Source organism: Litchfieldella rifensis (assembly GCF_042646605.1).
Classification (GTDB): domain Bacteria; phylum Pseudomonadota; class Gammaproteobacteria; order Pseudomonadales; family Halomonadaceae; genus Litchfieldella; species Litchfieldella rifensis.
In genome coordinates, this window is record NZ_JBHRUG010000031.1 from 503,874 (window position 1) to 527,691 (window position 23,818).

The 23,818-nt window shown below is 52.2% G+C and carries 22 protein-coding genes; all 22 read right to left on the minus strand.

All coding sequences use genetic code 11. From position 1 onward, the window contains the following. Positions 1–6 precede the first annotated feature (6 nt). The 22 genes from ACFOEV_RS18080 to ACFOEV_RS18185 all read right to left on the minus strand — a co-directional run bounded on the left by ACFOEV_RS18080 (position 7) and on the right by ACFOEV_RS18185 (position 23,768). Complete coding sequence (locus ACFOEV_RS18080; RefSeq protein ID WP_386776279.1) at positions 7–1,044, minus strand: polysaccharide deacetylase family protein; 1,038 nt, start codon at positions 1,042–1,044, stop codon at positions 7–9. Continuing rightward, entirely contained in the window at positions 1,028–2,152 is a 1,125-nt protein-coding gene (locus tag ACFOEV_RS18085; protein ID WP_386776280.1) for an ATP-grasp domain-containing protein, read from the minus strand. The genes ACFOEV_RS18080 and ACFOEV_RS18085 overlap by 17 nt, the downstream gene beginning before the upstream one ends. Beyond that, positions 2,133–3,263: a glycosyltransferase family 4 protein gene (locus tag ACFOEV_RS18090; protein ID WP_386776281.1), complete on the minus strand. Its 1,131-nt coding sequence runs from the start codon at positions 3,261–3,263 to the stop codon at positions 2,133–2,135. Before ACFOEV_RS18090 ends, ACFOEV_RS18085 begins: the two co-directional genes overlap by 20 nt. Continuing rightward, a complete protein-coding gene (locus ACFOEV_RS18095; protein WP_386776282.1) occupies positions 3,260–4,465 on the minus strand; it encodes a hypothetical protein in 1,206 nt (401 codons plus the stop codon). The genes ACFOEV_RS18090 and ACFOEV_RS18095 overlap by 4 nt, the downstream gene beginning before the upstream one ends. Beyond that, on the minus strand, positions 4,462–5,769 hold the full coding sequence (locus ACFOEV_RS18100) for a DUF4910 domain-containing protein (protein WP_386776283.1): 1,308 nt from the start codon (positions 5,767–5,769) through the stop codon (positions 4,462–4,464). Before ACFOEV_RS18100 ends, ACFOEV_RS18095 begins: the two co-directional genes overlap by 4 nt. Further along, on the minus strand, positions 5,766–6,785 hold the full coding sequence (locus ACFOEV_RS18105) for a polysaccharide deacetylase family protein (RefSeq protein WP_386776284.1): 1,020 nt from the start codon (positions 6,783–6,785) through the stop codon (positions 5,766–5,768). Before ACFOEV_RS18105 ends, ACFOEV_RS18100 begins: the two co-directional genes overlap by 4 nt. A gap of 27 nt (positions 6,786–6,812) precedes the next feature. Next, positions 6,813–7,637, minus strand: coding sequence for an SDR family oxidoreductase (locus tag ACFOEV_RS18110; RefSeq protein ID WP_386776285.1), 825 nt, complete (start codon positions 7,635–7,637; stop codon positions 6,813–6,815). Then, positions 7,634–8,962: a polysaccharide pyruvyl transferase family protein gene (locus ACFOEV_RS18115; protein WP_386776286.1), complete on the minus strand. Its 1,329-nt coding sequence runs from the start codon at positions 8,960–8,962 to the stop codon at positions 7,634–7,636. Before ACFOEV_RS18115 ends, ACFOEV_RS18110 begins: the two co-directional genes overlap by 4 nt. Next, positions 8,952–9,869 carry a Gfo/Idh/MocA family oxidoreductase gene (locus ACFOEV_RS18120; protein ID WP_386776287.1) on the minus strand — a complete coding sequence of 306 codons (918 nt, stop codon included), beginning with the start codon at positions 9,867–9,869 and terminating at the stop codon, positions 8,952–8,954. The genes ACFOEV_RS18115 and ACFOEV_RS18120 overlap by 11 nt, the downstream gene beginning before the upstream one ends. After that, on the minus strand, positions 9,863–10,660 hold the full coding sequence (locus tag ACFOEV_RS18125) for an SDR family NAD(P)-dependent oxidoreductase (protein ID WP_386776288.1): 798 nt from the start codon (positions 10,658–10,660) through the stop codon (positions 9,863–9,865). The genes ACFOEV_RS18120 and ACFOEV_RS18125 overlap by 7 nt, the downstream gene beginning before the upstream one ends. Next, a complete protein-coding gene (locus ACFOEV_RS18130) occupies positions 10,641–11,357 on the minus strand; it encodes an acylneuraminate cytidylyltransferase family protein (protein WP_386776289.1) in 717 nt (238 codons plus the stop codon). Before ACFOEV_RS18130 ends, ACFOEV_RS18125 begins: the two co-directional genes overlap by 20 nt. A 50-nt stretch (positions 11,358–11,407) precedes the next feature. Further along, entirely contained in the window at positions 11,408–12,478 is a 1,071-nt protein-coding gene (locus ACFOEV_RS18135; protein ID WP_386776290.1) for a nucleotidyltransferase family protein, read from the minus strand. Positions 12,479–12,502: 24 nt separating this feature from the next. Next, the gene (neuC, locus tag ACFOEV_RS18140) at positions 12,503–13,684 is read right to left on the minus strand and encodes a UDP-N-acetylglucosamine 2-epimerase (RefSeq protein WP_386776291.1); all 1,182 of its coding nucleotides are present in this window, start codon (positions 13,682–13,684) and stop codon (positions 12,503–12,505) included. Further along, entirely contained in the window at positions 13,681–14,700 is a 1,020-nt protein-coding gene (gene neuB, locus ACFOEV_RS18145) for an N-acetylneuraminate synthase (protein WP_386776292.1), read from the minus strand. Before neuB ends, neuC begins: the two co-directional genes overlap by 4 nt. Continuing rightward, positions 14,697–15,323 (minus strand): acetyltransferase, encoded by a 627-nt coding sequence (locus tag ACFOEV_RS18150; RefSeq protein ID WP_386776293.1) that lies wholly within the window; start codon positions 15,321–15,323, stop codon positions 14,697–14,699. Before ACFOEV_RS18150 ends, neuB begins: the two co-directional genes overlap by 4 nt. 72 nt (positions 15,324–15,395) lie before the next feature. Beyond that, positions 15,396–16,538, minus strand: coding sequence for a hypothetical protein (locus tag ACFOEV_RS18155; RefSeq protein ID WP_386776294.1), 1,143 nt, complete (start codon positions 16,536–16,538; stop codon positions 15,396–15,398). A 144-nt stretch (positions 16,539–16,682) separates the two neighbouring features. Continuing rightward, the gene (locus ACFOEV_RS18160) at positions 16,683–17,885 is read right to left on the minus strand and encodes an ATP-grasp domain-containing protein (RefSeq protein WP_386776295.1); all 1,203 of its coding nucleotides are present in this window, start codon (positions 17,883–17,885) and stop codon (positions 16,683–16,685) included. Positions 17,886–17,986: 101 nt separating this feature from the next. Next, positions 17,987–18,646 carry a hypothetical protein gene (locus tag ACFOEV_RS18165; RefSeq protein WP_386776296.1) on the minus strand — a complete coding sequence of 220 codons (660 nt, stop codon included), beginning with the start codon at positions 18,644–18,646 and terminating at the stop codon, positions 17,987–17,989. Positions 18,647–18,759: 113 nt separating this feature from the next. Continuing rightward, on the minus strand, positions 18,760–19,677 hold the full coding sequence (locus ACFOEV_RS18170) for a glycosyltransferase family 2 protein (protein ID WP_386776297.1): 918 nt from the start codon (positions 19,675–19,677) through the stop codon (positions 18,760–18,762). 141 nt (positions 19,678–19,818) lie between these two features. Continuing rightward, positions 19,819–20,829, minus strand: coding sequence for an NAD-dependent 4,6-dehydratase LegB (locus ACFOEV_RS18175; protein ID WP_386776298.1), 1,011 nt, complete (start codon positions 20,827–20,829; stop codon positions 19,819–19,821). Between the two features lie 158 nt (positions 20,830–20,987). Beyond that, positions 20,988–22,799, minus strand: a complete 1,812-nt coding sequence (locus tag ACFOEV_RS18180; protein WP_386776299.1) for an ABC transporter ATP-binding protein — start codon at positions 22,797–22,799, stop codon at positions 20,988–20,990. 177 nt (positions 22,800–22,976) lie between these two features. Beyond that, a complete protein-coding gene (locus ACFOEV_RS18185; protein WP_386776300.1) occupies positions 22,977–23,768 on the minus strand; it encodes a phytanoyl-CoA dioxygenase family protein in 792 nt (263 codons plus the stop codon). Between the last annotated feature and the right edge of the window lie 50 nt (positions 23,769–23,818).

The window sequence follows — 23,818 nt, forward strand, 5'->3', positions numbered from 1 at the left end:
AATCTCTCACGGACTTGGTGATAAGGAACGATAGCCACCTTGTAACCAGTGATAACACTCACGCAGTGGGTGGAAGGGGCCATCGAGTTCGGCTTCCAAGTGATGGCTAGGTGCATTGGGCAAGCCTAGCCGGGATAGTGTGAAGGGGGTGGTATTGACCACAGTGTTATAGCGCTTCTGTTGGTTGGGGATGAAACAGGAACGGAAGCCAGTTTGCTTTATGCAACGAATCACGTCGTCGCTATAACTCCCCCCAGGCAGACAGAACGGCGCAGCCTCCAGTCCCAGATGATCACGTAGTTCTTCCCGGCAGCGTCTAATCTCGTGGCAGGCCTCTGCAATGGGTACTTGACCCAGCAGAGCATGGGAATAACTATGGCCACCGATCTCGACCCCACTTGCCTGCAGCAGGCGGGCGTCCTGCCAGCTCAGCATTTGGTCTAGTGGTGGTTCGACCCCTAGCTGGTTTGCCAGGCCGCTGATGAGGGTGTCACGCTCGCCTCGTTGAAGAGGAGCAATCCCGAGCTTGATGCGCTGGTAGGCAGCCCGGCGCTGGTGGGAATCGTTCAGTGGCGCTGGCTGCTCGCCCAGTAGTGGATGAGACATCTCCAGGACATATGTGCGCTGAAAAATGACACCGAGACGCTGTGACCAAGGCAGCTCACCGTTGGTCAGAGAACGCGTCACCATGAAGATGGTCGCCGGCACGCGGTAACGTTCCAGTATCGGAACGGCATTTTCAAGATTGTCACGAAAACCGTCATCGAAGGTCAGTACGACCGATCGTGCCGGCACTGCCCTTCTCTGTTCCAGGCAATCAATCAATGTCTTGAGCGGGATGACCTCGTAATGGCGAGTCAGGTAAGCGACTTGGTCAGCGAACCACGCCGGGCGAAGCCCTTGCAGGTAGCCATCGTCATCATCGCTGAATCGGTGCCCATAGAGGATGAATGCCCCTTCGTGTCGCCTCAAGCCTCGCCCCATGGAGCTGAGTCCACAACTCACTACCGCACGACTAGCCAGGTCCCTAACAAATTCTTTCATGGGAGAAATGCTCCAAGGCATAGCGAAGACGCTCATTGGCACAGGCGTTGCGTGCGAAATCACCCGGATCAAAGTGCCATTCACCTTCTGGATCACGTGCCATACGCCCGGGCGTTCCATCCAAGCGCAGTTGGTCGATGGAAACACTGGCACCAAAGACAGTCTGCAATTCGTTGACCAGTAGAGTTCCGTCGGCGGTCTCGAAAATGTCGACATCCATACTGCGAAACCCCGCCGCCTCGGTAATGTGATGCAACATTTCCAGTTGTCGACGGCGTGGCGGCTCCCAGTCCACCTGGCCAGAGCCGCTGTGGAAGTCACCGGCACGGCCCTTGCGATGACCGAAATAGGAGTCACCGATACGCACCATGCGCCATTCGCGAATCTCCGGGAGATATTCCTGGAGCAGCAGACTGCCCCACTCGCGATCGCGCTTATCATGCCCCGACGGCACATGACCACTACCAAAGGCCCGCTCGACGATGCGCTGCAGAGCCCAGCGAGTGCGTATGATCTGCACACCGGTAGCAGCGGCACCGAAGCGAGTCTTGAAGACGATGGGCAATGCGCACTGACGAGCAAAGTCTTTGGCCTGATGTACCTCGAAGAACACCCAGGTACGGGGATGGGGAATATGGTGCGCCCTGAGCCAATCGCAGGTGCGAATCTTGTCTTCATACATCCAGCTCTCGACGAAGCTGGGGAACACGGCTAGACCAAGGTCGTGCTCCAGCAACTTGCAACGATCCTTGAAGAGCCTGGCATAGGGCCCCAAGCTGGCATCAGGCCAGACCAGGAACAGCTGGCAGCCGCTGTCGATAACATATTCCAGCCAATTCGGGTGCGCAATATCGATTACTTTGAACGGCACCCCCATTTCCTGGCAAGCGCGCACGTAGTGGGTATGACGCTGGACCCGGCTCTTGAGAATGCCGACTTTTACGGGACTGCCATAGCGGTTGATGTCGCTTTCAGTCACCTCGGACAAGGGATCACAACGGGCAAAATAGCGGCGCTTGACTTCAGAAAATGACACATGGCGCTGTATCGCGTATCTAAGGTCGCGTGGTACCCAGCGACGCGCCAAGTCAACCCAGTCGGTGGACATTGTCATCCCTCAACATCTCGGCATACAGGTTCAGGTAATCATCGATGAAGCGTTCCTGATGGAACCACTCCATGGCGAGTCGACGCGACCGCTCTCCCATTTGCAGACGCTGCTCTGCCGATGTCAGCAGCATCCATTCCATGGCACCGGCAATCGACATGGAGTCGGTTTCATCGCAAAGAAAACCATTACGTGCTTCCTTGACTACCAAAGGTAGGTCGGAGACGCGGCTGACCACGATGGGCAAGCCACAGGCCATGCCCTCTACCACCGCATTGGGAAAACCTTCCTGTAGAGAAACATGGACCAGCGCATGGGCCTGCTGGTAAACGCGCTCGATATCCCGCGTCTCACCGTGGAAGCTAATCAGCTCCTGCACTCCCAACTGATCGGCCAGGGCCACCGCACGGCGGTAGTCAGCCGATGGGGCATGATCACCGCCCAGGCCACGACGCCCAAACCAGTCGAGATGGAATCCTGCCCCCTGACGCCGGTATAACTCAGCCACGGCCCGTACGACGCGTTCGGGATTCTTCACGCCATATACGCTACCGACGACACAGAAGCGAAACGGAGATTCGCAGGGAGATGAAAGGGCCGGGCGGAACTGAGTGACGTCGAGACCATTGCGCACCACCGCCACCCGACCACGCAGCCATGGGGCCAGCGCCTCCAGACTGCGGCGGTTGAGGTCAGTTTGGGTGACGACTCGGTCGGCCAGAGCAAACAGGCATAGAGCAGCCCACAGAGAAGGCTTGTGACGGCCATAGGTCGCCGTCGAGAAGTCACTGGCCAGTACTCTGCAAGCCGGACCAACCAGCCGGGCCAGTACGGCGACACCGGACGCACGCTTCATGAAACCATGGGCGATGTCCGGCTCGAAGTCCCTGAGCCAGCGACGAACCACGCCGATCTTGGCCAGCCTGCCACGTGACGCATGATGGCGTACGACCACTCCCTGAGCCTCGAGGGCCGTGTCATGGGGTGACCCACCGTCGTAGCAGAACACCTCCACCTGGTGTCCCCCCTGCACCAGTCCTCCGGCCAGGCGCATGAGTTGACGCTCCGCACCTCCCTGGCAAAGCCCGCCGATCAGCAGCCCGACTTTCATGTCTCACCTCGCGCAGGAGGATATCCCGCATTGTCAAGTACAGGAGTCGCATCGGACTCTCCTGACATCCCCAGGAAGGGCGCGCAGCACTGCCAGTCATGCGCATTCTCCTGGCGAAAGAACCGATGCGGCGGCCGGACATGGGAGCGAAAATAGGCATAGCAGTCGCGCATGATGCGTACTTCGCTATGACCCGATTGCCAGTAATCTTGATGGGGCTCAAAGACATCGAACGCTACCGCGTCCCCAAAGATGGCATAGCAACTCTGATAGGCACTGGAATATAGCGTCGCCACCCTGGCCGGAGGTAGCGGTTGGCGGACCAGTTCCAACTCGATCGGCCCCGAACGACTGACGACCTCCATTCCCGTAGCACTGGCCAGCCTGGCAAGGTTATCCCGGCACTCACGAGGATGGGGCCAGTACAGTACGCGCTGCTCGGCATAAGTGCCGCTCCGTATGCTTTGCACGAGTTCCAGGTAGGCGGATAACGATGTCACGCCAAACTCGACCAGGGGCTGGCCAAGAAACCAGATATCTCGTGCGGCACCTCCCCCCGGTGAGCGCTTCATCACATACGAGCGCAGATAATCATAAGTATTGTGCAGAGTTCTTGTTCCTGGTCGCACATCAGCATAAGCCGTGAACTGCCAGGCGTTATCGAGAAGGGGTCGACGAATGCCCAGCAAACGTCGGCGTAGCCACTTGCTTCGTGAGCGATCTGCAAATCCCGAAAGCGTGGACGTACCATCGTCACAGATCAGCAGCTCCTGCCCACCTCCCTGTGAGGCAAAGTCCAGGTGCAAGACCTCGTTGGGGTTGCCGATGACCAAGAGTTCTGACGTAGGCCACCGCACCAACATCTGCGCTATTCGACGATGAGTCGCGACATCTGCCAGCACATCGGCCAAGCAACGTAGCAACAGGCTCAGTCGCACATGGGGCAGCAATCTACCGGCCTTTACGGTATCGATACGGGTCCAGTTCGCGAAGCCAGGCAGATCAACGAAGTCCCGGAGCCTATAATGCTGTTCGAGGATCACCAAATAACGTTCCCGGCTGCCCAGCAGCTCAACCAGTTCCTTGGCGTTGAGATATTGCAGGGGTGTCGACACCATGACATGGCAACGCCGTCCATGAAGGTCAGCGGTCGTCTGCTGGCGGGCATGGTCGCCGACAGCAAGCCGCGTCTCACGCTTCATGACAGTGCCACCAAGCCCCTGGCGGCCCATTTCCCCAGGTAATCCTCGACCACGGAGATCGGCAGGCCGACACGTTCCGCCAGCAGGGCGACACTCGTTGGTCTGGAAAGCGTAGGAATGAGCTCCATCAGCTGCCGCATGCGACGGCGTTGGTCGTCGGGGATATCGCCAAAGGCCACCTGCCCTGGGTCGATGTAGAGGTCGTAGTCCGGATGCGATAGACAGATGTTGCCGATAAAACGCTTGCTGACAATGGCACTCGACTCGAGTGTCTCGATGGCCTGCAACAAGACCTGCAGCGCCCCGTCGAGGCGTTCGGGGCGCATCAGGGCCAAGTTGTCGCGATCGCTGTGGTATTCCGGATAGGGATAGCGTGACAGCGAAGCCATTGGAATACCGTAAGCCTCCCAGATATATTCGTCATTGATCAGGGCACTGGCAAACTCGCCGGTGTGATGTTGGCAACCGCCTTGTTGCAAGGCGCCGGCCAGGGCCAGCTCGATATTCGACTGCTGCTGGCGCGAGAACTGGAGAGCCAGTTCGGTGGGTGAACCCAGCATTTCCAACATGACACCTTCCAGCAAGCATTCCCTTTCCTGCTGCGGGAGGTGGCCGAGATAATATTCGTTGCCGATGATCCCCGGCGCCAACACAAGCCGATAACTGAAGTGGGTCTGTGGCCGGTTCTGCAACGCCTTGAACAGGGCGACTCCCACCGCCACTCCCGAGAGGCCGTCATTCGCCACGCCCGGATGGTCCAGGTTGGCACCGAAAACGATGGTATCAGTCGAGCGCCCTTGAAGAGAGTAGTCGAGCACGCGCAGCATACCCGGTGCTTCTGTGGTTTCGATCACCACCTCGTAGTCACCTTCGTCAAGAGAGTCGTAAAAGGTTTGCGGCACACAAAATCCCCAGTCGCGCCGCCAGCTACGAAACATCTGACGAAAGTGGAAGGGAATGATATCGGGATCGCGGTGATCGTAGTGCAGATGACGGCGTAGCTCTTCCCGGTTCACAGTGCCCCGGAAGGGGGAGGAAAGCGCCATGACCGCCAAGGGGTGCCGTCGACCGTCGTAAATCCTGCGTCCGCCGTGATAGATGGCGGCCACCTTGACGTCCCATTTCGGCGGGATCAACCATCCGTTGTAATGATCCTCCGATGAATAGCTCAGCGCCCTGAACGGTAGCCGCGACATCATGTACTCAACGGTATGGTCATAGTCGCTCGAGCAGACTACCCGGTTAAGCGGAGTCAGATCCGCCAGGATCTCCATCATGTCGTTGGTGACAGTATCTCGTGTCATGACGTCTCCCGGGACACCGCATCGAATAAGGGTTCACGGCCCTGTCCCCCGAAGTCCATCGGCGGCGGCGCCTCCACATCTGTCGGCAGGTCATTGGTGTCGATACGAGGCAGGATCAGGGGATCATTCGCCGTCAGGTCTGCCAGTGCCACTTCGGTCGTCAGGCCAAGCGCGCACCCTCGCGCCCGCAGGATACTCAGCAGCGAGTCATCATAGCCGCCGTAGGGGTAACACATGACCCAGTCATCCCGGCATGCCCCGAGCACTTCGAGAAAACGCAGTCCTCGCTCGACTTCCTCGATCTGATGTGCGGGACTCAGGCTGTTCAGCCAGTAGTGCTGATCGCCATGGCTGCCAATGAACATGCCGGCCTCCAGCAGATGGCGCAACTGTCCCTCACTCATGTACAGCTCTTCGGCAAAGGCCTTCTCATCACTGGTGACATATTGGCTGAACAGACGCTCGGTCAGCTGCTGACGGAAATCCTCGGGCAGTTCTCGTTGCAGTGCCCGCTTGACGAATGTGGTGGGCGGATCGTCATAACGGCTATCGCTGGAAAGCCCCGAAAAATAGACGTGGTTGGGCTCAAGACCATAATGAACCCTGGCTTCATCCATGGCGGAGAAGATGAAATCCACCAGGACGCCAGGATCCTCGACGCTCGCCAATATGAAGTGAATCTTGTTGACGTCCAGGACCCGTCGCTCGAGCACCGCACAGGCCGGGGGGAAAAAGCTGCCCTGCAGGCCACGCTGCGTCAGCAATGGCAGCACATGGTCATGATGATCCCGGTAGCCATCATCGAACGTCAGCAGCAAGGGATGTGCAGGCAAGGCGTCCCTTGCGTCCCGCGAGGCAGCGATCACCTGCTCCATGCTGACGACCCGGTAGTGGCGTTGAATATAATCGAGCTGCCCACGAAAATGCTCTAGCTCCAATGCTTTCAGGCGAGGATACCGGGACGCCTCGAGCGGCCGCACATAGTGGTACATGACAATGGTAAGACGATTGGGCATCACAGAATCCTTTCACTCAGGTGTTCGTTACCAGGCACTCAGGCCGCCGTCGACATACAGGTTCTGTCCCGTGACATAGCGCGAGGCATCCGATGCCAGATAGATCAAGGCGCCAACCAGGTCATCGGCATTGCCCATGCGCCCCAAGGGAACCCGCTGCGAATAACGGTCCACGAACTCACGGTTCTGACCGCTCTGCACCCCTCCCGGCACCAGCGTATTGACGCGAATGCCATGCTCCGCCCACAGGGTGGCCAGGTAGCGCGCCAGGCCTGCCACGCCAGCCTTGGAGGCGGCATAGACCGGAGGGGTATTGATCGCCAGCCCCAAGTATTCTGAACCCTGGTAAATGCGCGCATCCGCACCCAAATGGCCATAGATCGAGCCGGTATGAATGATACTGCCTCCCCTGCCCTGCTCGATCATTCGACGCCCGACCGCACGCGAGACGAGGAACACACCATCGAGATTGACGGCCATGATCTTGCGCCATTCGGCGAGCGAATAGTCCTCGGCCGGCGCAAAGAACGCCGCCAGGTTATCGGATTTGCTGGCGGCATTGTTATGCAGCACATCGATGGATCCGAAGCGCTCCATGGCCCTGTCGACGAGTGCCTCCACGGAGGCCTCACTGGTGACATCACACTCCCACCCTTCACAGGGTATGCCTGAAATCTCGGTGATCTCCCTGGCATAATGCCGGGCGCCCTCGCCATCCAGATCGGCCACGACGACATGGGCACCGAACGCTGCCAGCGCCTCGCAGAAGGCACGTCCCAGAATGCCGAGCCCACCGGTGACGATGGCGGTGCGACCGGTGAGATCGAAGAGATTGCGATAGTCACGGCTCATGGGAACTCCGGGCCTGGCGTTGATCGGGAAATAGCCATTTTCTCGACGCAGTTGACATTGAGCCACGCGCGCCGGGCACATTCGCGCGCCCCGTCACTCAGAACAGCGCGCAGTCGATCTCCCTGTTCGAGACAGTCCCTCACCCGGGCGGCTATCTGTGGTGCCTGTGTCGCCAGCTCGAAAGGATCGAAGGGCGTGCCAGGCTGACCGCTGTCATGCAGGAAGGCCTGCATCTTTGGCGTGTAGGCGCCCAGTGCGACGACGGGGGTGCCCCCCGCGTGGGCAAAGATGGCGGAGTGCCAACGCCCACCTATATATACCCCGGCATTACCGATGACATCGATGGCCTGCTGAAACGGGGAAGACATACCGATCAGGGGAAGCCCGAGCTCGTTTTTCACGGCCTGAAAGATATGTTCGTCCTGCCAGGAAGCGGCAACCAGAACGACCTGGTCACACTCGGCCAACAAGCGCCGGCATAGCTCCACGTATCCTGCCACGGGCTTGACTTGCGTCTCGCCGCGGCGCAGGTAACTCGAACTGCCACCGACACAGACATAGGGTCGACTGGGCTCGAATTCCTCCACACGCGATGACCAGCTCTCGACAGATGCGGGTACATAGAGGTAGGCGGCATCGGCTCCGGTCGTCGAGGAACAGAACTCGGAGCAAGCCAGAGCCGAGTCGGTTTCGCGAAAGACCACCTCATCCAACAGGGGGTATACGTGGCGGGCGATACGATTGAGGTTCGGGTGGCGAAGATCGGCACTGTGGTTGACCATCACCGTTCCCCTGCCCAGATAGTGCTTGGCCAGATACGCAATGAAGAACAACATGCGACTGTGACGTATGTTGCCGTAGATGCAGCCCTCCCCATTGATAACGACCAAGTCACTGCTCCCGAGGGCCTCACGAATGTCTCCCAACGCCTTATGCTGCATGACACGAAGGGCTTGACGATCGAAATCCTCCCAGGAGGCGGGCACCACGTCCGGCAATTGCTGCGCCAGACGGTTGAAAAAGGCACTATTCAAACGCCTGGACATCGGCCATGTAGAGAGCCACCGGTCGCAATGGCCCCCGAGATAAGCGATAGCTGGGTAGTCTTTGCTCTGCTTTTCATCCAGTCGTGAGGCTGGTAATGTCCGCTCCACGTTACCACCCGCGTTGTGAAGTAGCTTGCACAGCGCTATCGATGTCGCTTGTGCTCCCCAGTTGCGGGTATTCGCGTTGTCATTCACTAGACAGACCTTCACACTTGGCACTTGAGTGCGTGGTGAAGAAGCATCATGGATGGGCTGCGTGGAAGCTCGTTCATGCTGCATGAACGACGACCTCCCGGCGCAGTCGTATGGCGTCTTGTCCCGCAATCAAGGTCCTGATGACATCCAGGGTGGATAGCGGTCTGATGGGTGGCCGAGCGTCACGGATCATGGTCGCGAATGACCAGAGGGCGCGTCGAAACATGGTGAAATTATCGCGGATGCTATGACAGCTGATATGTTCGCTGCCGAACAATTCCACGTTGAAGATACCAGGTGCCTTTCCCAGCGCATCGATGATCACCGGGGTGCCATCCTCGAGCATGATCAGTAGAGACTCATGCCTCGCAGGTAAGGCACGCACGCTGATGGGGCGAGAGGGTGCCAACGACAGAATCGCCTCGAGCAGGTGAATGCCGTATTTCGGCCAATCATTGAGGATAATGCCGCGGATAAGTTTCAGCTCACCATAACTGGCAAGCCCCTTACGCAGCTCATCCAGCTCCATGGCGTAGCGCATCGCCGAGCAGGACATCAGTAGTCCTTGTTCCAGATAAGGAACGAAATATTCGAGCACTATCCTGTCTAGCGTCAGCGGCTTGTCGATGAAGACAGGAATCCCCGCCTCAAGAAATGGGCGTGCAAGGGACCAGTGACTTTCGGCATCGTCTCGAGCGATGATCAGCGCGTGCACTTCCCCCAGCATGTCGTCGGGGTGGGTTACGGCATAAGCGATATTGGCCGCTCGGCAAAGGGCGCGCGTAATTTCAGGGTCCTGGGTCCAGGCGTGGGTCACTCTCAAGTCGCCGACACCGAAGTCGGCTGGATGCCGTCGGCTTACATAGGTATGAATAACCGGCCATCCGGCTTCCCTCAGCCCTGCTTCGGAATAGCCATTGATGATAGCGGAGAAGGAAAAGGGATGTCCGTTACCTTCACTGTGTCCAATCATCCCGACGCGAGTCACCATGTAGCCCAGCCCCCATCCACGCAGATGTTCTGGCCCGTCATGTAGGACCCGGCATCACTACACAGCAGTGCAATCGCCCCTTTCAGTTCATGAGGCTCTCCCAGACGCCCCAGCGGGACCTTGTCCTTCAGGCGCTGCATGAATGCCTGATTATCCTGAGTAATGGCATGCGGAAATGCACCGGGACTGATGGCATTGACGCGAATGGCATCAGGTGACAGGAAGCTTGCCAGATAACGCGTAAATTGCAGCACACCGGCCTTGGCCGCGCCGTAGCTGGGGGGGTTGGCATGGTCGGTACCCGCATAGAGGCGGTAGTCCGGCGCCACATGTCCATACATGGAGGCGATGTTGACGATGCAACCCGAACGCTCCTTGAGTAACGGATAACAGCGCTTGACCATGCGGAAGACCGAATTCAAGCTGATGTCGACATCGTAGTACCAGTCATCCTCATCGATGCTATCCCAACTGTTCTTGCGCCCGGACCAGGCATTGTTGATCAGGATATCCAGGCCACCATATTGTTCCCGAAGCGCTTCCACTCCACGTTCCACCGAAGCTCTGCTGGTAACATCCAGCTCGATACCCCGGTGATGTCCTTGCGGCCCTGCGCCATACAGCGCTTCGGCCTGGGACTCGCAACGCTGCCTGTCACGGCTGGCGACCACCACGCTGGCCCCCAGCTCTGCGAGCGCCTCGCAGATGCTGCTGCCGAGGTAGCCGCCCCCGCCACTGACCAGCGCGATGCGACCGCTGAGATCCAGCAACTCATGCAGTGACTTGTTCATCCTGAAGCTCCCGCGCAATGAGTTCTGCCATAAGGAAATCTCGTTCGCTATCGATGTCGAGGGAGTAGTCACCGTTAACGATCACGGCACCCACTCGACCGAACAACATGCCGTGAGTGGCCAGCGCAAGCCGATCGCGGCGGAAAGCATAAACATCACCACTGAGCTGGAAGGCTTCGGGCAGTTGCTGGCGGGGTAACCAGGGGACGCTGCCTTCGACGAAGGCCCGTGGTGCATCGCCGTCAATGCGCCAGGCACGATGGGGATTCAGATCGGCAGGCTTGAAGGTCGCTACCGAGTCGAGTCCTTGGAAATGCAGCTGCTGCACACAAGAGAGCACATCCTCCTCCCGACGCAGGGGAGCGGTCGGCTCGAGCAGCAAGCCGTATATGCCTCGCTCGCCTTCTCGGTCCAGGCGTTGGGAAAGGTCGTGGATGGTATCGATTACCAGTGCCGTATCGGTGGCCAGCTCGGCGCATCGCTCATACACTTCGGCACCGTTTTCTCGTGCGACCCGAGCAATATCGGTACAATCTGTCGAGACAATGACCCGGTCGATGACATCAATGCGCTTGGCCAAATCCAGTGTCCAGGCAATCAATGGTTTTCCCAGAATGGGACGAATGTTCTTCTCCGGAACACTCTTGCTCCCTCCTCTGGCTGGAACGATGGCAATGACCCTTTGATTATCGATCATCTATCAAGTCCTTGGAAGATTCGGCGAAGTCAGTTTGATATAGCGAAAATTCAGACCGATGCCGCCCTCAACTGAGCAATACTCTCGCAATATTGCTGCCACTCGCCGGTATCCAGCCAGGCCTTGTCACTAATGGGAAAGACACCAACTCGGCCCCCGCGTTGTCTGACATCCTCGATCAGCTCGGTCAGGTGATAGAATTTATTCTCGGGAATCAAGTCCAGTACTGCCGTACGAAGAACGTAGAGACCGGTATTGACCAGGAAGTTGTAATGCGGCTTCTCCCGCATTGCGCAAAGCTGCCCATTGTCGACGATATCGCAGATACCATAGGGAATATCGTAGTTGCGTAACGACACGACCATGGTGATATCGTTGTTTTCCTGACGATGATGATCTACAAGGGCGTGATAGTCTGCCTTGATGATCACGTCGCAATTGGTGACGATCAAATCGCCTTCCAGCTTCCCGGCAAGGGCATGCAGGCCGCCGCCTGTCCCCAGCGGTTGATCCTCGTAGACATAGTGAAGACGGTAGGACGGTGCGAGTTCGTCGAAGAAGGCCTTGATCAGCTTCGACTTGTAGTTGACAGAAAGATAGAATTCACCGACACCAGATTCGACAAAGGAATCGATGATCACTTCTATGGCTGTCCTATCCCCCACAGGAATCAGTGGCTTGGGCAGTACATTGGTGAAGGGGGCAAGCCGCGATCCTTTTCCCCCAGCCATGACCACCACGGGCAATTCCAAGGGGGCAGCGCGCGTGCGAGGCACGCTCGGTTGGAAGATCTCTTCCCAGAACAAGACATCTACGATACGCCCTTCGGCATCCAGCACCGGTACCGATGAGATATGCTGATCGAGCATCGTGTTTTTCAACTCGGCCGCATCGTGGCACTCATGAACGACATGAGGCGAGCGATTGCACACATCCCCTACCACACCATCCAGGTTTCCACCGCCAAGGATCCACCTGCGGACATCACCGTCGGTCAAGGTTCCTAGCAGGCGACGACCTTCATCAGTGACGAACAGAATCTTGCGTTGGGTTTCTTCCAACTGGTACAGCGCCTCAAGGACCTTGCGCTCTTCACCGATCAATAATGAGTCGAGCATCATTGCCTCCCTTTCCGACCCTATCCATCAGGGCTCGGGAACGTGAAATCGCTTCTTCAACAAGTCCGCATCGAGCGGAATGTACTTCAGAATTTCCTTGATTCTTAGCGAGACGCCGCCATCGCCGAAGCCATCATAGGGGTTATGCATATCGACCAGCTCAGCGCGAAATGCTGGACTCAAGGCCCGGACAATGCCCTGACGAATGGCGCTGGTATCGTTATCTACCTGGATGACGTTTCGGGCCTGTATCCGCCCTTCCTGGCGATTGCCCACATTGACTACCGGTAGACGAAAAGAGGGAGCCTCGATCAGACCACTGGAAGAATTACCGACCATCAGGTCCAGATGGTGAAGGCAGCTCAGATACAGACGGTGCCCCAGGTTATCGAACAACCGGCCTCGCTCTGGGTGCTGCTCGCACCAACGAGCCAATAGAGCATTGATGGTGCGACCCTGGGCATCGGCATTGGCCTTGGAAAAGACCACGAACAAGTCAGGAAAGGATTCCAGTGCTTCCAGTAGGGCCTTGACCTGGTCCTCGGCGGTATCATCCGCCTCGCCGGTGACCGGGTGGTAGGTCACAATGGCCGCTGGTCGCTCTCGAGGCAGCCCCAAGGCTTCGCCCAGCGCCTCTCGGCTCAGCAGTTCGGTACGCTGCAGGTGATCCAGCCCGGGGGCGCCGAAGTTGAAGACCCGGTCCGGATTCTCTCCCATCTGCAGAATCCGCCGACGATACGGCTCAGTGGCCGGAAAGTGGATACTGGCCAGCTTGGTCACGGCATGCCGAAAGTACTCGTCCAAGGCACCACAACTGGTTTCGCCCCCATGCAGGTGCGCCACCGGGATCCCCTCGACCACAGCGGCCAACGCCACCGGTACGATCTCGAAGCGGTCCCCCAGGAGCACCACCAGGTCGGGATGATCCTCGGACAGGGCGTCACCAAAGGAGAGCATGGCCAGTCCCATGGCGCGGGTCATGGCACTTCGGCTGTCCGAGGCCAGCAAGACCTCTATTCGACGGTGGACGCGAAAACCGTCGCGTTCGATTTCGCGAACGGTCAGACCAAACTCCGTGGAGAGATGCGTGCCAGTGACCACCAGCATCAATTCCAGTTCAAGGTCGTCGTCGATCTCGCGCAACAACCAATACAGCAGGCCATAGTCGGCCCGCGTGGTGGTCACCACGCACAACCGTCGCCGGGTCATGCCAGATCCCGCCAGTCAATGAGTTCATCGGTGCCAATGGCGCGCCCGGCACGGCGCCCCACCACAGCGTCAAGCCATAGCGGCGAGAGCCCCGAACCCGGTCGCTTGAGCGTCAGATCCTCACGAGAGATGATTTCCCCGGCAGCGATGTCCCGTTCGGCAGCGATACTCTTGCGCACCACCTCGAGGTTGGCCAATTCGCAGGGCGCAGGCCGTTTTCGTCCGTCCCCCCTGGCACTCTCCACGTGCCGGATAGCTTGTACCATGCTTCGAAAGTCTGCCGGCGATAGAGAGGCGGAGTGATCGGGGCCAGGCATGCCGGTATCCAAAGTGAAGTGCTTTTCGATCAGCACCGCCCCCATGGCCACCGCCGCGATGGGAATCTCGATGCCCGCGGTATGATCGGAGTACCCTACCTTCACGCCGAAGGCGCTGGCCAAGGTATGCATGGCCGACAGATTGATCTCGGCATAGGGTGCGGGGTACTCGGTAACGCAATGCAGAAGCGTAATTTCACCGGCACCCGCGGCCACCAAGGTCTTTATGGCAGCTTCTATTTCTGCCAGCCAACTCATTCCTGTCGACAGGATGACCGGTTTGCCAAAACGTCCGACGGTCTCCAGCAGAGGGCCATTGGTGATTTCCCCCGATGGGATCTTGAAGAGGCGCATGCCAAGCCTATCGAGAAACTCTGCGCTGTCTTCATCGAAGGGGCTCGAGAGGAATTCGATATCACTGGCTCGACAATGCGCTTGAATCCTTACAAAATCGTCTTCCGACAATTCCAGCGCTTTCAACATGGCATGCTGTGAAGGTGCTTGCGGTACCGCCCGTCGTTGGTAGGCCGCGCTAGCAGCGTACTGGGTAACGAGACGTTCGGTCTTGAAGGTCTGAAACTTGACGGCATCGGCGCCACATTCACGGGCACGTGAGACCAATTCAAGGGCGAGATCCAGCGAGCCGTTGTGATTAACGCCAGCTTCAGCGATCACGAAACAAGCAGCAGTATCGATCATGCGATTCTCCTGGCGGGAGTCCCCACATAAACTCCGGGTATGCTGATGTCACGAACCACGGTGGCTCCGGCACCTATCATGCAGTCGGCACAAACGCGAATGGCCTGAATGAGGTTGGCACCGGTCCCGATCATGCAGTGGTCTCCGACTTCGACACCACCGCTGAGCGTCGCGCCCGGTGCGATGTGTACGTCATCCCCCAGCACACAGTCGTGGTCGACGGTGGCATTGGTATTCACGATACAGGCACGACCCAAGCGGCTGCCGATCACGACGACTGCACCGTCCAGTACAACAGTGCCTTCACCGGCCTGGACCCCTGCGTGGCAGATCGCTCCCGGGGCATGAATGACGGGCACACGAAATCCCAACGCTTGAAGTTTGTCGAGAAAGTCGAGGCGTCGAGTCTGAACACCGGTCTTGCCGATCCCCAAGGCGGCACAGGAAGATAGAGACCCTTGAAGTTGCTCGAAAGCGTCATCGGTGCCCAGATAAGGCGTCTGCATGAATTCCCCTTCATCGCTCAGCGCCGTATATCCATGCACGTCATGGCCGAGTCGCTTGAGAGCATGAATCAACACGCGAGCATGTCCGCCCCCACCCAACACGAAGAAATCGCTCACATTATCCTCTATTGCTGAACAAATCGTTGATCAGCAAAGTCCTGGCCAGGACTTCGACAGCAGTCTTGAAATCTATTGTTTTACGTGGTTGCTCATTGAGGCCACACCCAGCTCTTTCTTGAAAATTTCGCAAGTGTCTTTTCTATTATGCACGTCATACTTCAACCATTCAGGCAAGTTGTTTAAAAAATCGCCTTCATCATCCTCATGGAACACGAGGCGACCTTTACCTGAGGATTCCAAAAGCCCACCAAACCAGAAATATTTCACCTTCTTGATTGTATCTAAAGTATCTGGTTCATATTTCGTTAATTCACAATCATGTATAAAGTACTTAAACAAATTAATGCCAGCATCGACAAAGAGCTGAGAGGGCCCCCAAAAACGAGGATTTGCCTCTATCATGTATGGCTTTTGTTTATGCTTTTTCACTTCAACCATGACTAACCCATAAAAACCCAGAAAATTAAATAACGCCTCGTATTTCAAAGATTCATCAGATTGATGGAAATCAGAACTTTCAGCTGCAATAATTGACTTCCCCCCTGGCTGCTGCACAAAATTTTTCTGTGAGAACTTGATCACCCCACCACTTTTTTTAAAGTAATAAAGCAAATAGTAACTTTCACCGTCCACGAACTCCTGATAATAAAAATCTTGTTCATCGCAAGTTGACAAAAAAGCTGCCTTGTCGTAAGCGTTAAAAATCAGCATCGGAGAATAAACATGGCGCTCTCGTGAAAAATATGTCTTTGGTTTCGCCACAAACGGATAGCTTGCTTGAGCTATCTCTTCATATTCATTTGGCACGGCAATACCATTACTCCTGCATATCTTTCCAAAAGGATGCTTATCTGATATTTTCTTATATGTATCAACATCAACCAAAGGGACTTCGCAACCAGCTTCTAAAAGAGCGTCTTGATTATCCAATAAAACTCGATTAAGTGCTTCAGTTGAAGGAGCAATCACATATTTCTCCGCCTGCATCCTACTCTGTAATATCTTGATCTTTCCCATCATGTCGAAAAAATCAAGATATTTACAATCTCTAACTGCTAAAATTTTTTCCTTGTAGCTTGTCTGATAAATCGAGTCATGGTTAGAATGTGCGATTATTCCATATGGAACATTGACTTCCTCAAGAGTTCTCAAAAAAGATATCACAGCTCTTTGATTAAACCCTGAAAAAACAATTACAGCTTTACTGATCATTCCCTAGCCCCCGGATTCACAAATAAACGAAAAATTATTTTCCATAAAGTGGAGTCAGGAGGCCGGGTGCGGCCAACGATATTTCATGAAAATATTTTTGGCCAAAAAGGAAACCCAAAGACATAACAAAATCACACACTACAATCATGAGAAACTAAAAGGTTGTGCTTTCAGATCATACTGCACTATACAATCCGTCAACAACCCATTAACGTCATCACTTGAGAGCTCCTTTCTCTGATGAATAACATTAAGAACAAAATCAGAATTCACTTCAATTCGACCAATTGTTTCCTTATTGCGGGACGAATTGAACTGAATTATACAATCACCAAAAAGAAACTCCATCTTTTTTTGCAGACTTTCGCTATCAATTAAACATCCCCCCTTATCTAAATAAAAATAGTCCATTACATACTGATCCTTCTTTCTAAAACGCATATTGTCTTCAATATTCCCCCCAGTTATCAAATCAATGTACACATCAATCAAATCAATGCCTTCAATCACTGATACATAATTTCCAAAGTATTCCCCGCCGCCAACACCAATATCCACTTCAATCAATTTGATTCTACCTTTATCTATCAACACATCAGCTTTTAATATCGTGTTATTTACCTCCATCTTAAGCAATAGACTGTCAAAGTAGCTTCTCAACAAATCCAACACATCCAAATCAACCGATAGACGCCCTAACAGATATCCACCCTCCTTGGACTCTCTTTTTATTGGAGACAATATTTTAATAGCTTTTTCATGAACCAGAACCAAAACACGATATTCCTTTCCAGAAATACATTCTTGGATAACCTCATCACCCTTTAACTCTTTTCTAAAATATTTTTTAATCAAATCCAAACCTGGTATTTTATAAACACCAGAACTTCCTCGCCCTACAGATGGTTTGACGATATAGTCTTTTTCAAACTTAATGTGAGCAATGTGTTTCATAAGCTTACCCACAGGAAAAGTCTCAATATGGCCTGCACCCAGATCTTTATACAAAACTTGCTGCATAAATTTATTCATTCCTACTGAAAGCTTCTTTGGGATTTTTGTGCACAAGGAGAATTCTCGATCAATGTGCTGGAGTGTATCGATCGCCTTTCCACCCGAAAAGGAGCCGGCTCCTGAAATTTTTCCTTCTAGTGTTTTAAGCCAACGGATAGCTTCTTCAGCATTTGCTGTATCAATATCCTTGAAATAATCGCACAAGGCTACTGTATCAGGGTCATTTTTCCCATAGCCAAATGCTGCAACCTTGTATTCTCTCGCTTTAAGCTTCTCAATAAAAACTCTCTGAGCAGATCCAGCGCCAACAGAAACAACTAACTGTTTAACCATTGGGTTCTCCAAGAGACAAATATTAGTTTTAAACTTTGAAACATGGCACAATTAATTTTAGCAGATTTATCAATTGGACCGATCACCTACTTTACAGAACATTAAATCCCATAATTTGAAGTGGATATGTTTTTAATGCGAAAAAAATTTCTCAACTTTTTAAGCCATGCCTCATCACCTATGCTTACACGACATGACCTGACATATTCATCAATATTCTCAATAACATCGACAATATTCACATCTTCGATCTCTTCTGAAAATGCATCATAGTAGTGCCGCCACTTCTCACGACTCTTGTTGGACCATCCATCTTCTAAACTATAAACACCTTTATGAATTGAAGAATAACGAGAAGCCAGAAATATAAGAGTGTTTGCCGAATCAGGTCGATAGCCTCCGCATTCCAATTTGACACGCTCATGGCGCGCTATCATTGGTAAGCTCCAAACCTCTTTTCCGGCCATCTCTACCACCATTCCCCATAGGACATCAATCGCAACAACCATTCCTGAGCTGCGGATCGCATAGACATCCATATATCCTGGATAGTCTTTATTACTTTTATCGCTGTCGAATTTTTTCAATACTTCCAAAAATATCCCCTTATCTCCGGGGTCAACTATAATATCTATGTCATTCCCCCAAGGAAGCACCGAGACTGGAAGAAGCGAAGAGTGTTTTACATAATTTATTTGGCATTCATCCATTATTTTAAAAAGATCAGAGCCAGTCGTTTGGAGAACTTCTTCATGAGTCATATTTTATTCTCCGGTATTCATTGATTTTAAATAAAAACACCTTCTGATGAATACCAACCTCTATTAAATATTCACAGCAACAAGACAATACAAAGTTAATATTCCTGACTTCTTCATTCAGCACTTCTGAGGATCATATTCTTCATGAAATCCTTTGCAGAAGATAAAAGGCAGTTAAAATAAAGGGTGGCCATTATTAACTTTTTATCATTTGGACTAGCATCCATAATATTATTTAAACTGCGAACTACGTGCCGACGAGCAGAACGCGGGTTCCCCTGCTCATAAAGGTACTGTGCGACCCAAAAATTAGTTTGCGAGCGTTGCAAATTAATGAACTCTGAATCTTTATCAATCAAACCACCAAAGACACCACCCGAATGTTTTCTCCATACAGCAGTAACATCATTTAGAGTATAAAAATCACCTTGTGTTCTCAGAACTGCTTGTAAGAATATATCGCCAAAATAACAGCGGCATGCAAATTTTTCCGGGATTTTAATTCTTGATGGATACATAAATGTTCTCGTCCCACCGGCTCTCAAAGGTGATATAATAACCCCATCCTCCACTGACAAGTCTTTTGTTTTTAATAATGAAATATTATCGTTTTTCTCTAAAAATCTTACTTGTTTTTGAATCTTATATTCATCAATCCAGTAATCATCGCCTTCACAAATAGCTATATATTTTCCTTGCGCAGCGGATAAAAGTATTGGCAAAGCTTTTACAGTTGGCCAACGATTCATGGCTTCAAAAATCGTCCGTATGATTTTGGGATATGCTTTTTGATATCTATCCACTATCTCTCTCGTTCCATCTGTAGAACAATCATCTCGTATTATCACTTCATATCTGAATCCAGTCTTTTGGCCAAGAAAACCCTTTATCGCATCCTCAATGTAGCCAGCATGTTGAAACGTTGGACAAAGAATGCTTACCATAACTTCCTTATCATTCCAATTTTTAGTAATTTCTTCTTCGCACAGAGGCTCAAGCGAATAAGGAGCCGGATCACCTTCTTTAAACATTAAAAGCCCCCAATACTAGACAAGTTTACCTATTAGACTTTATATATAAATTCAGAACGCAATCAATATTCTGATTGGGCCTTCAACAGTCAATGTAAAATTTATCTTTAGGTACGTCATGCGAGTCTTGGTCGAGAAATGCTAGAGATTATAAGAGTGAGACTTGTAACGAGCCAAGTTAGCAGGTTCGCAAAACCACTTGATAGTTTTCCCTAGCCCATAACGCAGTCCAGTAATTCCACCAAGGACTGGTCTGTGTGCCAGCAATCTTTCAGCCTTCTCGGTACTCGCCCACAACCGTTCGACCTCGCTCGCCCCAGGGCGCAGGCGCTGCGGATCGGTCTCGATTTCGATCTCACTTTCCATCAGCTCGGCGATCAAGCGCGCCGTATCTCCGATACTGATCTCGAATCCGCTACCGACGTTGATGACCTCACCCACTGCGTCATCACACTCGGCTATACGAATAAAGCCATCGACTGTATCGGATACGAAACTGAAGTCACGAGTGGGATGCTGCGCGCCCAACTGCAAGCGGCGTGATCCGGAGGCTATCTGAGTGATGATAGTGGGAATGACCGCACGAGCGGATTGTCGAGGTCCATAGGTGTTGAATGGTCGAATCAGTGCGACTGGTGTGGCGAATGAACGATGAAAGGAAAGCGCAAGCTGGTCGGCACCGATTTTGGACGCAGAATAAGGCGATTGGCCCTGCAGAGGGTGGTCCTCCGTGATGGGAACGTAGCGAGCTGTACCATAGACTTCACTGGTCGATGTATGCACCACCCTCAAGACTTCCAGGTCGCGTGCTGCCTGCAGGATATTCAGTGTGCCCTTAATGTTGGTATCAATATAGGTATCTGGGGAATAATACGAGTAGGGTATGGCGATCAGGGCTGCGAGGTGAAAGACAATATCGCAACCGTGCATGGCATGACGTACCCAGTAAGGATCGCGGATATCACCGGCGGCAACCTCCAGGTTGCGCTGCACCGCTGGTGCCGCCTGGTCCAGCCACCCCCTGCTATTGAAGGCGTTGTACATCACCAAGGCTTTCACCTCGTGACCACGCTCGACAAGCGCTTCCGTGAGATGTGAGCCAATGAAGCCGTCCGCTCCAGTGACGAGAATCCTGGCACTGCTCAAATCCATTGTTAGTACTCCCCGACAAGACAACAGCTAGACAACTTAAATTTCACAATATAAAGAAATCAATTGGAAATATTTTTTTAAAGACGAATCACCATTTACAAATGTGAGAGTTTCATAATTATCAAGTCGCTCGCTGCGGCAGGATATAGCGTCTTTTATCAAACATGCTGGGCCATTCGTTGGAAAATCTCGTTTCTGCCTACCAACTCCTCATAACTCCCCTTGTCAACAACTCTCCCGTCAACCATCAGATAAATGCAGTCACACTGACTCACTGTTGCCAGTCGGTGAGCAATCATGACAATTGTCTTGCTTCCGGAGAGATCATGGATAGCATCCATAATCATCTTTTCCGTGATGCCATCAAGTGCACTAGTAGCCTCATCAAGAATCAAAACACTGGCATCACAGTATAAGGCCCGAGCTATCCCGATGCGTTGACGTTGCCCTCCTGAAAGCTGAACCCCTCGCTCACCCACTCTTGTGTTTAGACCACGTGAAAGACTTTCTAGAAGCTCATCTAGATGCGCCAAGCTAGCTGCCTTCTTCACTCTATCCTCATTTATCTTTTCCGGTGGCAATCCAAAAGCAATATTTTCACGAATAGTAGCATCGGCTAGAAAGATACTTTGAGGAACATACCCAACCGTGTTCTTCCATACTCGATCATCAAGAGAATAAAGTGGTTTTCCGTCAATAAGAACCTGCCCTGAGTCCGGATTGAACAATCCTAGAAGGATATCGACAGCAGTAGATTTTCCCGACCCGGAAGATCCCACCAAACCCACGACCTTGTTGGCTGATATATCGATAGTCAAGCCATTCAGCGCTGGTGAGTCCTTACCAGGATACTGAAATATGATATTTCTTAGCGCAATGCTGTGATTAAGAGTCAGAGGCGGAGTGCTCTCAGGTTCACCGTCGCTATCACGCGCTACCAGCCGCTGGCCATAAGACGCTTTCAAATCTTCATGGATAGCTTCGAAAGCGGCTATATTACTTCGGATACTAGAGATGCTACGATAGACTTGTTGAAATGCTGGCAGCATCTTGAAACCTGCCAGTGCATATACAGAAAGAATGGGCAGAATATGGCCAAGGCTGCCTTCATGCACTGATAAAAGATAAAGCACCAGGAAAATAATAGAGCCAAATGCGATTAATTCCATTGCGTAACTAGGGACCTGCCCTAATGCTTGAGTTATTCCATAAGCATTCGCATATTCATCACTTGTTCTACTAAAACGATAAATAAAGCTCTTTTGTCTACCTAATACCAAAGTGTCTTTGATACCTCCAAAACCCTCCGCCATTATATTGAAACGAAATGTCTGAATTTTCGACATCAATCTACCATTTTTAATCAGCCTGCGCCGTACACTGATATAGAGAATGAAATATGAAAATGAAAATATCAGCAACCCGGCAATTGCAACCACAGGATTATAAAGAAATATGGCTAAAGCCATCATGACAGACAGAACCAATTTTGCGTTCATTTCCATCAAGGGCTTTATAATTCCCGTGCTGACTCTCTGACATTCTTGAGCTATCTGCTTGGTCAAGGTGCTACTGCTTCCACCAACATGGAATAACCACGGCTGTTGCATGTAATAATTAAATAAACGGTTACTTATGTCGGCACCAACCTTGGCACCATACATGCACATTCGCCAAGTGGTATACATAGAGACTATTGCCGCCATAATCAAAACCACCAACACGACGATGCCTAGCCAGAATAAAAACTCGAAAGGTGAGCTCAACCCGCTGCCTTGATAAAGCCTGGCTAGCACTCCCTGTCCTTCCAATCGGCTCATGTCGCCGACGATAGCCATGAAGGGTCCGATGGATATTACACTGGCTATCTGCGCAAAGGACATGATGACGACCAACACCTGAAGCCAGAGCAATTTCTTACGCTGCTCTTTCGTCAAAAGAAAGTAAAGAGACTTAATGGATTTATACATAAGTCAAGCATTACCTTTATTAATAAAACTAAATGATCGAAAATCACGTTTTAGCCTGGATTGTAGAATCCCAAATACTGACTCAGAACAAACAAAAAAATAAGAATTTAAAGCGCTTGCCAGTATTATTTGATCAATCATTAGGGGTGATCATCACTTGAAGAAATGCCAGGTTTCTCAACCTTGATTAGCTTGATACAGCCTTTCTGCAACAGGTTTATACCACTCATCATGATTAGTCGGCACTCTGCAATTATATCCCAACACCTGCCTTGTGAACTCTGACAGGTCTTTGCCGTACTCTTCTCCTAGCATTCTTGCATAGTCGAGTTGGGGTTTTATAAAAGGCCTCCCAAAGCTTAGAGTGAGTGCAACCCTATTCTTTTTAGTGGTATTAGCACCTCCCTTGTGCCATAGGTAAGAGTTAAACAAGGCTACAGAACCAGCCGGACCAAGGATCGTGTCACATTCCTTATCAAAGTCGTAATCACTCGGTTTGTCTTCTCTCAGATGTGCACCGGATAATACTTTAGTGGCCCCATTTTCCAATGTAAAATCATCAAGCATAACCAACATATTAATTCTCAACTTGTAACCAGGTATGTAGCTACCAACATCCCGGTGCACCTTATGGATATAGATATCAGCGCTGGGAAAACCACCAACCGGGGTACATGCATTTAAGGCGTACGGCTTGCCATCGAAGAATCGTGAAAGATAGTCATGAAAAAGATGCATGTCGAGAAAATCATCTATGCTGTCTCCTTTGCCCACAGCTTGATGAGCGGTACCGTCCCCAGCCTCGTTAATATTATTCTTGATCTGATATTCAGCGCAAATACCAATCCATTTTAGACAATCTTCTCTCAAATTATTAACCAAATTATCGGGAATCGCGTTTCTGAAAACCACCCATCCCTTTCCGTCCATTTCCCTATCAAATGATCCAACATCCATTAATTCATACATTTCTCATCCCTCAGTATTACATATCGACAAGATTCTATAAGAAAGCTGAG